The following is a 12,088-nucleotide window of genomic DNA, read 5'->3' on the forward strand; positions in this document are numbered from 1 at the left end:
CGCGTTTTTTACTTAAGTTTATGGCTAAAAAGCTAAATTCTTTAGCCATTAACAACGCTGACAATAAGCAAGTATTAATTAAGAGCAACAGCTCAAAAAACAAATAACCTAAGGGTCAAGAATGAATCCTATTACTACCAATGAAAAACTGTCTCCTTGGCCTTGGTCAGTGACCGATAATCACATTAGTTTTGATCTAAAAACCATGGAGCAACAGCTCAAAGATTTCAGTCGTGGTTGTTATGTCGTTAATCACGCTGAAAAAGGTGCCGGCATTGCACAAGAAGCCGACATTGCATCAACTCAAGGTATTAATGACAATGCACACCCAGTCAGTGCATTTGCACCCGCGCTTGGCACAGAAAGCCTAGGTGACAGTAATTTTCGCCGCGTTCACGGGGTAAAATACGCTTACTATGCTGGCGCCATGGCCAATGGGATCTCATCTGAAGAGCTGGTTATCGCATTAGGAAAGGCCGGCATTCTCTGTTCATTTGGTGCAGCTGGCCTTATTCCAAGTCGCGTTGAAGCGGCCATTAACCGCATTCAAACAGCCCTGCCTAATGGGCCATACATGTTTAACCTTATCCATAGCCCAAGCGAGCCAGCACTTGAACGTGGCAGTGTCGAACTGTTTTTAAAATATCAAGTGCGCACCGTTGAAGCTTCGGCATTTTTGGGGTTAACCCCGCAAATTGTTTACTATCGCGCAGCAGGATTAAGCCGTGACACCCATGGCAACATCGTGATAGCGAACAAAGTTATCGCCAAAGTCAGCCGCACCGAAGTCGCCGAAAAGTTTATGAGTCCTGCGCCTGTGAATATGCTGCAAAAGCTGGTCAATGAAGGCGCCATTACCCCTGAGCAAATGACACTTGCCCAGCAAGTGCCGATGAGTGATGACATCACCGCAGAAGCGGACTCTGGCGGCCATACCGATAACCGCCCATTAGTGACTCTTTTACCGACCATCTTAGCGCTTAAAGAAGAAATTCAAGCGAAATACCAATATGACATTCCGATCAGAGTTGGCTGTGGCGGCGGCGTGGGTACACCCGATGCCGCTTTGGCCACCTTCAATATGGGCGCAGCTTATATTGTCACAGGCTCTATCAACCAAGCCTGTGTTGAAGCGGGCGCCAGTGAACATACTCGTCAATTACTGGCGACCACTGAGATGGCCGATGTCACCATGGCACCCGCCGCCGACATGTTCGAGATGGGGGTTAAGCTGCAAGTGGTCAAACGCGGTACGCTGTTCCCTATGCGTGCTAACAAACTCTATGAGCTTTATACCCGTTACGACTCTATCGAAGCCATTCCGGTTGAAGAGCGTGAAAAACTTGAGAAACAAGTCTTTCGCTCAAGCCTTGATGATATTTGGGCCGGCACTGTCGCGCACTTTAATGAGCGCGATCCTAAACAAATTGAGCGCGCGATAGGTAACCCTAAGCGTAAAATGGCGCTAATTTTCCGCTGGTATTTAGGCTTATCTAGCCGCTGGTCAAACTCAGGTGAAGTCGGCCGTGAGATGGATTACCAGATCTGGGCGGGCCCAGCACTCGGTGCCTTTAACCAGTGGGCCAAGGGCAGTTATTTAGATAATTACCAAGACCGCAATGCTGTCGATGTAGCCAAACATCTAATGTACGGCGCGGCGTACCTTAACCGCGTGAACTCATTGACCGCGCAAGGCGTTAAGTTACCCACCCAGCTACTGCGCTGGAAACCAAGCCAGAGAATGGCATAAAGATCAGCCTTGAGTGATGAGATTAAATGAAAAGCCATTGAGGAAACTCAATGGCTTTTTTAACGGATATACCGCAGCAAAATTCACTTGCCGGATAACAAATTGCAAATATCTTCAAAAACACTAGATTCACTAAACCATATTTACTTTTCCTCCATTGAATAGCATAACCTAAATGGTATTAACCACCTGCCGTGGGTGCCGTGCAAGGATGCACCAATGTCGTGTAGGCAGGATGCCTAAGAACGACCTTATGTGCGGCTACTTCTACGAGACGCTGGCTCTTGATTTCATAAGAGTCATCCATGTAAGCTCGACGATGGCATCTGATGTGAATGGATTCACAAATGCCGTGATAACAGTGATGTTATAGAACGGCCATGCCATCAACGGTCGAAGCTTCATCTACACCTGCTCTTATCAACAAGAATAAAGCAAAGCATGGTTTCTTCGATTGATATTTTATGGTTGCTGACTCGATTATGGACAATTATTGGTTAGTGCTTAAGCTCTAATTAGGTCGGTTCAGGTTAGAAAAAGTATCTTATATTCTTTGTAGGACCAAATTTGATCAGTCCCCTTTATCCTCGTAGGGTTAACCATGAATGGCAGAGACTAAACTTTGCTTTCATCAACAATACCCAGCAGACTAAAGATACGCCTGTCCTATCTTTTCCTTCGTAAATATATTATTTAACAAAAAATACAGGTTAAATATGACAATTTAGCAGATAAAAAAGATGCATAGGTGTTTACGAGGTCTTCATAGCACTTTTATATATATTACAAACTATTGATAATAATGAGTTAATGTTTAACCGTTAGTATTATCGATGCGCCAATCCAACGATTTATACATCTTTTTCATAGCAATTATCTCAACTTTAACTATAGCTGTGTATAAACACAGTGCGTTGGTAAGATAACGGTTATGGGGCAATTAACATTTTTGGAGGCTATACGGACAGATATCAGGTACGCCATTACAGCTATCAAACAGAAAAATCCTACCTCTATTGGAACCGCTATTTCATTCGATTATCAAAAGATAGTAACAAAAGATTGAACAAAAGATAGGACAGGCATAACTTCTAGATTATGTAAAACCTTCCACATTAGATTTTATAAAGTAAGAACCTTATTAAGCTTATTCGCCTTTTAATGAGATAAACTGATTTTGGGGCAGAACCGTGTCAGCACCGACTCGCTGACACGCCTATGGACATAAATGTGTTACGAGTTATGAACTGAATCCATCTTTTAGATAACCTCTGGTATCCTAAAGCATCAGAGGTTTCAATCTAGGTGGTCAATTAATCATGTTCCAATCGTTGTATTTTCTAGTACGCTGAATTCAGTCCAAATCCACCATCAATACCAATGACCTGACCCGTAACCCAAGCACTTGCAGGGTCTGCTAAGGACACAATCCAACGACTAATATCTTCAGGAACACCACGACGACCTAACGGGATCATCGCTGTTTCCTGCCTTTCCACTTCCGCAGCTTGTTCTTCACTAAGTCCCATAATTCCAGTTAAAGCACCAGAATAAGTTGGTCCAGGGGCAACTGCATTAACACGGATATCAGGTGAGAGCTCAAGAGCCCAAGATTTAGTTAAGTATTCTAGTGCAGCCTTACTCGCACCATAATGTGAAAGATGTGCCGCTGGCATATGGCCAATAGTACTAGAAACATTAATGATTGTTCCCTTGCTTTCCCTTAGATATGGAAGGCTGGCTTTTGCAAGTAAACTTGGGCTGATAACATTGACCACAAACATATCAGAGATACGCTTTTCGGAAATATCTTCTAGATCTGCATTAGCACCCGCCCCTGCATTATTGACCAGCACATCCAACCTTCCCCATTTTGAAATTGCGGTATCAATGATCAGCTCAGCACTTGCTAGATCACTACTGTCAGCGACTAAAAAGGAAATATTTCCATGCAATGCAGCGGCTTCGTCGAGCGCAGATTTGCGACGACCTGTAATAAGTACTTTTGCCCCTTTTTCGGCAAATTCTAAGGCTGCAGCTTTGCCAATCCCATTGCTGCCGCCTGTGATAATGACGGTTTTGCTTTTCATAGTAACTCCTTTATCAATCTACTAGTCCAGAATACACTGAAAATATCTCCAGACTCTTTTCCGTTATAGAACGTTCGTAATCACGTCCTAAAAACCAACTTAACCTTCGGCAAGCTGGCGAAGAAAAATTTGCTCACGGATCACTTGCCAGCGTTCATCTTCAAAACGAAACTCAATATTACATAGGAGCTTCATCTCTTCTCCGTTCATTCCGCTATGGATTCGGCTTAGGACACAAACCGCGGTGTCACCCAAAACATGAAAATCATGCCAATCTGCCCATGGATTAAGTTTTGCATTGCTCTCTTTAGCTTGCTTAGCAAAATGAGCTTTAAATTCGTCCTTGTTATATGTCATTACAGTGCTATCAGGCATAACTAATGTTGTATGAAAATCTTTGTGGTAAATCGTTTCTAATGCCTCAACGTCAAAGTTGGTTGCGCGATCGATAAGGTTATCCATTGCTGCGCGGATAGCTTTTTTAGTATGTGTAACTTTAGTCATGTTTTGCCTCATTAATGCTGTTTATGTTTTGATTTAAAGAAGCAAGTGCCATAAATTGGATAGCTGCTGTCTAGATTCTTGATGACTTTAAGCTCTATCAATAGCGCTGCCGACTTTTGTAACGATCGCTATTAAACGCGTAAGTGAAATTAAAGTCAATATATTTTGTAACGATTAATACAAAATGTATTGGGAATATAATTTACAATGAACCATTAAAAAGATTAATCTTGCATTTTGTAATGATCATTAATAAACTACCAAGTTTTATATCACTAGGGTTTCGTATTCAATGGCACAAAAGAAGATAGGGCGTCCAAGAGGTTTCGATAGAGACCAGGCATTACAAGCGGCCATTAATGTATTTTGGGCAAAAGGCTTTGACGGCGCGTCAATGAAAGATCTTACCGCAGCCATGAATATAAATGCGCCTAGTTTATATGCAGTATTTGGTGACAAACACCAATTATATCTAGAGGCTATTGACCGTTACTCAAATGATGATGGCTGTGCACCGTTAGTTGCTTTTGAGTCTGAACCTGATATTGAAAAGGCTGTTGTAGCTTTTATGAAAGCAACAATAGATTACGCGAGTAACCAGCCAGATAGTCCTAAAGGATGTTTTTTAGGCTCCTGCGTTTCAACAACAGTAGGCCAAGTAGATGGTACTCTTGAACGACTTCAACAAGCTATTACTGACACAGATAAAAAATTAGCTCAACGTTTCGAACAAGAAAAAAAACTCGGCAATCTATCAAAAGATTTCCCCTCTTTACAACGAGCAGAGTTGATGTTCGACCTACGTCAAGGATTTGTTCTAAGGGCAAGAGCTGAGTTGGACAGTACCGTTATGGAAGCTGATCTCATATTTCGTGCTCAAATGATTCTTGCATAACCAAATCTATGGTAAATCAATACGAAAGTAATATTAGTGAGTTAAAGCTCTAAGCTGTTTTGGGGCATAAACGAGTTAGTCAACTCACCCTGTAATGGTCAATCGAAGAAACACACTTGCTTGAAATAACGGGTGTAGATACAGCTGTGGCCGTTGACGGCATGGATGCTGTCGTCGAGCTTACAAGGACGTACTTGCAGCGAGCCACAGAAGTGCCTACACAGATCCCGCTGAGCAAGCGATAGATAACCAATAAGAGATGGAATAAGAGATGGGACAGGCATAACTTTATAGACTATACGAAAGCCTTTTACATTAGCTTTTATAATGCAAATACCTTATTCGGTTTGATTGTCTTTTAGACTGCAAAAATAATAAAGGGGCATAAATAAGCCCGAAAACTAACTAACAAAACCAAATTGAAGAGACACACTTGCTTGAAATAGCAAATGTAGATACGACTGCGAGCTTCCAAAACAAGGCCGGAAATGTTCCTTACATTTCTAGGCATTTCCCACATCCTTGTAGGTCAGACGTTTTGGCAGAGCTCACTGGCCTATTCAGTTCCTACTGAATTAGGCATTTCCACCGTCCGTGGCGGTCAGATGTACTTGCAGCAAGCCACAGAAATATCTGCACATAAGGTCATTCTTAGGCATCCTGCCTTCACGACATTGGTGCATCCTTGCTCGGCACACGCTGCAAGCGATAGATAACCCTGAAGGTTCCGACCTTTAACAATCCAGTCCAAGCCCAATACCAACTCAGCCAGAAGCTCAAATTCAACTAAAAAAATGTGACCAGTCTTCATTCGAAGGCTAACTAACTTTTGGGCAGAAATCAGATAGTGATTATGCTCTAATTAGCGCTATTCAGATTAGAAAAGAAACCAACTGTAAAAATCATTGTAAAAATCATAGCCAGCCATTGTTAATCAATAACATATCTGTATTCTAGCGTGCGCTCTATATTTTGTAGTTATCAACTCTGAAACGAAGAAGTGTTAAGCTGATCTGACAGAGTACTCTTAACAAAATAAGGTTTTTTGTCGTAAAAAGTTGATTTTCAGGCAAAGAAAAAAGATTTACAAAGCCACTCATTATTATTTATCTTTATTGAGGAGCAGGTTCTATCTCTCCGACTCAACATTATTTACATCTTATCGACTCATTTTTGATGACTAATTCTTGAGGTCATATACTATGAATGTTGGCTATTGATATTTGCAGAAGGATATACGAAATCGAATAACAAAAAACCAGATGCTGAAATAATATAAATACGCCTCCCTTTGAAAAAATCTAGTTTCTAGGGAGATTTATACTCTATGGGGTTCATTTTTAAATGTCATTTATTAACATTAACTCGAAATGAAAAGTTAACATCACACTAAAATCAAAGTCATGATGACTAAAAACATGACAATTCACACCTGAAATACCTTGCTGTAAATCAGAAAATATGTATTTAAATAAATATTATTGTACATTAATCAGAGATGATAATTAATGGTATTCTTGTGCTGACTTAAACCTGAATAATTTACGTTTAGACGATAATTTAAATCAAAGAGTATTAATGAATATCACCGTTCCTTTCAAGAAACGGTGATCGAAATAACATCAATAACAGTACCAATAACGATACCAATAACAGTTAACTTAGCTGATACCTCATGTCATTTACTAGAACTGATTAGCTCCGGAATTTACTCTCCGTAAATACTCCAAGCTTGATCCCAATTACTTCCAGCACCTGGTGCATAGTAGTCTGGATCTCCGTTACACCAGTTAGTCTGCTCACATCGATATAGGCTCTCAGTTTCTTCACTGAATGCGATATCATTCTTAATCCAAACTTGTGATCCGGCCTCTACAGACGCAGCATCATAGTGAGGATACCCATGATCAGGATTGCCATCAATTTGAATTTGTGGTGTAAAAATGATCTTAGCCGTATTTTCATCTGGTATATTATTGAACTGATTACAACCAGTCAATAATTGGCCATGCTTGTCAGTGGCTCTCATCATTACACCATTGCCGTTTTCATCACTCGTTGAGCAGCGGCCTTTTTCAGATAGATCCCAATTATTACTGGCACCGTCACCATCAAAAGTTGAATACGAAGAAAAAGTATCCATAATATTGCCTGATTGTTTTATTGTAAATGAAATACCCACTTGACCACTACGGTTTATGTTTCCTTTTATTGTCGAATCTCCGCAATATTCACCTGCAGAAGAACCGGCTGGAATAGTAAAATCTTCATTTAATGTAACTTCTACACCTCCATTACCTGTATCATTGATTTCTTGATACGTTTCTACAAAAATATCTTTATCAGGAGCAGTTTGAAGCTGAACACACGCTTGTTGTTTAGGCGTTCCCTTTAGGCCAGCATGTGCATTCAGTGACATCAGAATCGAAAAAGCAATAATGCTCGTTGTTGCAATCTTCATATTAAATATCCTTCAATAATTTATCTTAGTTACTTAGGTTTGGTAATTCCCCATGTATGGTAACTAGCAACCATAAATCCATTCGATATTCCGAACGAGGAACTTTTGTATATGATTTTATCTCATTAAACTTAATAAAACCCTATCAATGACAACGCTGTCATTGGTAGCCAATATATTCAATACCATTAATAAAATCAAAGGTTATAGTGCATCAGTTTGTAACTGGAAAATAAATTAACGATAAAAATAAAAAGTCACCACCTTAATTTTTACCGTACCGAAAAGCATAAAAACACATCTAAACTTTAATATTTAAGCCACTAATATTAAGTAATTATATATTATATTTACTTACTAAAAATAGGATAACCTAAGATTAACACCCTACCAAAACAGTGATTAATAAACGAGCATGAAAGTTTGGACGTGAGACTAGTATCTTATTTTTTACTGAATACAACGGCGTTGTTGCTCAAATCTCGACTCTAAACGCAGCACCCCAAGGTGTTTCACCCAATTAGGCAGCGTGTTTCCTAACTGGCATTCCTAACCCTATGACTTTATTCATTGCTTTAACACCCGCTAACGCTTCACCTACCTGAGCGTTATAATCCCGAAGACTCAGTTTTGGACTAATTAACTGTTTATATCGATACATCGCTGTTTCTGATAGTGATCTCTGATGATAATCATTATCCTGTTTCCATTGCGCTAATTGGTTAGCCTTGAGTGCTTTTACTGCTTCATTTCTGGGGTGGTCATCCTCCCAATATCCAGCATGACTTCTCGGAGGGATAGTTGGCTTGCATCCTTTGCGCTGAAGTAGTTTATGACATGCCTTAGTGTCATAGGCACCATCAGCTGAGACTTGAGTTATATTTCTTCTTAATGGGTTAAGTAATGTGGGAAATACTTCATTATCGGCAACGTTAACTAAGCTTATTTCAGCTGACACAATTTCATGGGTATTACTATCCACTGCAAGGTGTAGCTTTCGCCAAGTACGGCGTTTTTCTTTACCATGCTTACGCGTTTTCCATTCTCCTTCTCCATAAACTTTCAGACCTGTTGAATCAATCACAACATGTGCCGCAGAGCCACGACTCGGTGCTCGATAGTTGATCTCAACAGTCTTAGCTCTTTTGCTTATACAGCTATAACTTGGTGAGGTCAGTGGCACATCCATAAGTTGAAATACAGAGTTGGTGAATCCTTCAAGTGCTCGTAATGACAAGTTAAAAACGCCTTTCACAACGAGTGCTGTTTCAATAGCAACATCAGAGTAAGTGAACCCTCGACCACGACGCCCGTGGTGTTCACAACAATACCAAGACTTAATTGCTTGCTCATCAATCCAGAAAGTGAGTGAGCCTCGATTAATCAACGCCTTATTGTACTGAGACCAATTGGTTATTTTATGTTTAGATTTTCCCACTTTTCAGCTTCCGTATAGCTATCTTTAGGGATCAGATCACGCTAACGGCAAAAGGTTCCCTCGATTTAGGAAACAAGGCTGAATACAACTCCTGTTAAACCAGAAGTTTCAACAAGGTTTTTTCAGCAACTAGCTGCAATAGCATATTGGCTTGAGCCACTTATAATCGCATTAGCTTCAAAATCTGAAGATGGCTTAGGCATAACTGAAATCGGCATATGTTTACCTAATCTAGGTGGAACATGTCTTTCTTTTAGCAATTGTGGGTTACTCAACGTTTTAGCTTTTATACGGTATTCTAACTCATATATTTGAGTACCATTTACACATGTAATTTTTTTAATTTACATGCTTAAATAGGTTTTAATCCATTTAAGTCAGGTATCCCTCACAAAACCGTACTGATATCAATCCCTAGTGGCATGATGAAGACACCTTCTGATTCGCTACTATTTAATCGACTCGATCATCAAATTAGCTAACAGAGGACTTCAGTTTGTAACGGTAAATAGGCGAGCTATAAATATCATCTAAGCGGATATCTTGCTCGGCTTTGAGGGACGGGAAGGCGAAATTATTACTAATGATAAAGTCAGGATGACATCCACATTGAGCATCGGACATATGACTTAATGGCTTGGGATCAAGCTGACTTGCTGCTGATACTGATGATGAACAAGACTCATTTTTTGCTGGTACATGAATTAAGCTAGCCAATTTTGACATACCATCAGGGTACAAATAACACAACAGCACCGATGCACCAGATAAATCCACTTTCATGAAATCCTGTCGGTATAAGGTTAAGTTGTCGACTCTTAAAATAAATTTAATCAATACACTAACCAAATAAGGCAGCAATGAGATCTCATAGCCTATAATCTTGCGCTTTGGGTACTTGATTGCCATGCGGATGACTAAGGTGCCCCAACCCGAACCAAGATCATAAATCGCTCCATCACCGGTATCTTCAGTCAATGTTAACATGGCTCGATATGCTTTCGCAGAACTCGGCATTGGGGAGATCCCCACCCGTAAGGTAGTCCAAACGATTGTCATCGCCAAAAAAGTAGCGATGAGCAATATACTCATTTCAAATACTGACATGATATGTCGTCCAGATTAGTAAAAGATTCATTAGGATAATAACAGCAATTCATTATATATCTTTACTCAAGGTGTTAACTTAACAAAAAAACAACAATTAACATCGTCAAGTATTGTAATTATTGGACAGTGCCTTATAGTAATGGTCATCTATTAGTCGAAGTGCTTACAATCCAATCGATAAGCATAGGGTATTGAATAATAAAGGTCCGTTTAAAGGATACGTTTATGACTGAATTACTTAATGCTAATCTCGAGATCATTAACCAGCGTTGGCCAATCCTTGCATCGGCGTTAAAATGTGCTTCTATTGAGCATTTGGATGCAAATCTTGTCACTGGCCACAATCAAACCATCAGTGTTAACGGCATACAATTAAGCAGCCGTTATGATCGCATCGCTGAAGCACAATTATTCATCAATCAACTGCCATTAGACTGTACGCATGTCACAGTGTATGGCGTTGGCATGGGCGACGTAACCAGCTTATTGATTGACGATAAAAAAATGAAAAAAATTGACGTTTGTCCGCTTAACCTGAATCTTTTTAAGCTTTTGCTCTCTTATACTGACCAAGCTGAATGGCTCATTGATAATCGTATTTCCATCGTTGAGCTCTCCAAGCAAGCTCACATCCCTGACTCCTATATTGCTATCACCTCAGATCTTCATCTTGCTGACAATGAAAATGCAAGATTAAGGGATTTGTTAGTACTAGAAAACAATCGAGAGTACGCTAATAAACGACATCAAGCTGATGATCCTAAGTTGATTGCACGTTTTAATGAAAATAGAAAATACTTAGTAAAAGATCCCGATGCGGCGACTTTGAGACTTACCCATACCCAACATCACACTCTAGTGATTGGATCAGGCCCCACGTTAGAAAATCATTATGATTATTTAATAGCACAAAGAGCACTGCCCATCGGTCAGCGACCATTAATGATAGCGGTAGATACAGCATTAAAAGCACTATCAAGTCAATCTATTACTCCTGATATATTAGTCTGTATTGATCAACAGATCACTCTGTCATATCTACCAGAAAACATTCCACAGTCAGTGACACTTATTTATTTTCCCCGAATTCATCCAAGTATTATTGATCATTGGCCTGGACCCAGATTTAATGCCTACTCAAAAGGGGCTATCTACGACACGCTTGATGCAGAACTCCCAAAACTTCGTTTGTTTACCAGTGGCAGTGTGATCCATCCTGCCATTGATTTTGCTGCCTACCTCAATAGCTGTGAAATCACTCTCTTTGGGTGCGATTTTAGTTATCCCTATAATAAAACCCATGCTTTTTGGAAAGATAGTTCGCTTGGGATCAAAGCCGAAAATGCCAAACACTGGGTGATAAATGGTCATGGGGAAAGAGTCGCTACGGATCTCAACTTTAGAGCATACTTAAGAAGCTTAGAGCATTATATCCGCTTCAAACCACAAATAAAATTCTATCAATCAAGCCTAGATGGTGCTCGTATCCACGGTGCTCAATACAGGGAATGTAAATGATGAACATGTGTAGCCCAGAGACATTAACTGAAAAATTAATTAGTACCGCACACAAATTGCGTATGGGACAAGAAGCTGAAGGCGCCAAGAGATTAAGAGAATGCCTAGATCATCTTGAGTCCATGTTACCCAATCTTATTAATTCACCAGCAATTCTAGCTAAAGTACCCGATATGCTGGCTGCACAAAAAAGACAAGATTGGCTAGGATTAGCCGACACATTAGAATTTGAAATCACAAATTTAGTGAAGGACTCAACATCAAATTAATCCGTTTTTATTGGCATCGAAATGACTTTTAACATTAATTAATCGTTCTTTTT

10 protein-coding genes are annotated in these 12,088 nt (G+C 39.9%); 5 read left to right on the forward strand and 5 right to left on the reverse strand.

Going from position 1 to position 12,088, the window contains the following annotated elements; translation table 11 throughout:
- Positions 1-121 precede the first annotated feature (121 nt).
- Positions 122-1,750, forward strand: coding sequence for an eicosapentaenoate synthase subunit PfaD (pfaD, locus tag HQQ94_RS16580; RefSeq protein ID WP_173295452.1), 1,629 nt, complete (start codon positions 122-124; stop codon positions 1,748-1,750).
- Between the two features lie 1,340 nt (positions 1,751-3,090).
- On the opposite strand, the gene HQQ94_RS16585 is transcribed toward pfaD, so the two are convergent.
- On the reverse strand, positions 3,091-3,840 hold the full coding sequence (locus tag HQQ94_RS16585) for an SDR family NAD(P)-dependent oxidoreductase (protein ID WP_173295453.1): 750 nt from the start codon (positions 3,838-3,840) through the stop codon (positions 3,091-3,093).
- Positions 3,841-3,939: 99 nt separating this feature from the next.
- Positions 3,940-4,344 carry a DUF4440 domain-containing protein gene (locus HQQ94_RS16590; protein WP_173295454.1) on the reverse strand — a complete coding sequence of 135 codons (405 nt, stop codon included), beginning with the start codon at positions 4,342-4,344 and terminating at the stop codon, positions 3,940-3,942.
- 292 nt (positions 4,345-4,636) lie between these two features.
- On the opposite strand from HQQ94_RS16590, the gene HQQ94_RS16595 reads away from it, so the two are divergent.
- Both HQQ94_RS16595 and HQQ94_RS22895 read left to right on the forward strand, forming a co-directional pair.
- On the forward strand, positions 4,637-5,239 hold the full coding sequence (locus HQQ94_RS16595) for a TetR/AcrR family transcriptional regulator (protein ID WP_217274051.1): 603 nt from the start codon (positions 4,637-4,639) through the stop codon (positions 5,237-5,239).
- Positions 5,240-5,355: 116 nt separating this feature from the next.
- On the forward strand, positions 5,356-5,484 hold the full coding sequence (locus HQQ94_RS22895; protein WP_302051854.1) for a hypothetical protein: 129 nt from the start codon (positions 5,356-5,358) through the stop codon (positions 5,482-5,484).
- A 1,463-nt stretch (positions 5,485-6,947) separates the two neighbouring features.
- Here HQQ94_RS22895 and HQQ94_RS16600 read toward each other — a convergent pair.
- The 3 genes from HQQ94_RS16600 to HQQ94_RS16610 all read right to left on the reverse strand — a co-directional run bounded on the left by HQQ94_RS16600 (position 6,948) and on the right by HQQ94_RS16610 (position 10,245).
- Positions 6,948-7,700: a hypothetical protein gene (locus HQQ94_RS16600; protein WP_173295455.1), complete on the reverse strand. Its 753-nt coding sequence runs from the start codon at positions 7,698-7,700 to the stop codon at positions 6,948-6,950.
- Positions 7,701-8,220: 520 nt separating this feature from the next.
- A complete protein-coding gene (locus HQQ94_RS16605) occupies positions 8,221-9,138 on the reverse strand; it encodes an IS5 family transposase (protein WP_173293111.1) in 918 nt (305 codons plus the stop codon).
- A gap of 474 nt (positions 9,139-9,612) precedes the next feature.
- The gene (locus tag HQQ94_RS16610) at positions 9,613-10,245 is read right to left on the reverse strand and encodes a class I SAM-dependent methyltransferase (protein ID WP_173295456.1); all 633 of its coding nucleotides are present in this window, start codon (positions 10,243-10,245) and stop codon (positions 9,613-9,615) included.
- Positions 10,246-10,473: 228 nt separating this feature from the next.
- Here HQQ94_RS16610 and HQQ94_RS16615 point away from each other — a divergent pair, with 228 nt between their 5' ends.
- Complete coding sequence (locus HQQ94_RS16615) at positions 10,474-11,766, forward strand: motility associated factor glycosyltransferase family protein (RefSeq protein WP_173295457.1); 1,293 nt, start codon at positions 10,474-10,476, stop codon at positions 11,764-11,766.
- On the forward strand, positions 11,763-12,035 hold the full coding sequence (locus HQQ94_RS16620; RefSeq protein ID WP_173295458.1) for a hypothetical protein: 273 nt from the start codon (positions 11,763-11,765) through the stop codon (positions 12,033-12,035). The genes HQQ94_RS16615 and HQQ94_RS16620 overlap by 4 nt, the downstream gene beginning before the upstream one ends.
- Positions 12,036-12,088: the final 53 nt, after the last annotated feature.

The sequence above is a fragment of the Shewanella sp. VB17 genome, from assembly GCF_013248905.1.
Taxonomy (GTDB): domain Bacteria; phylum Pseudomonadota; class Gammaproteobacteria; order Enterobacterales; family Shewanellaceae; genus Shewanella.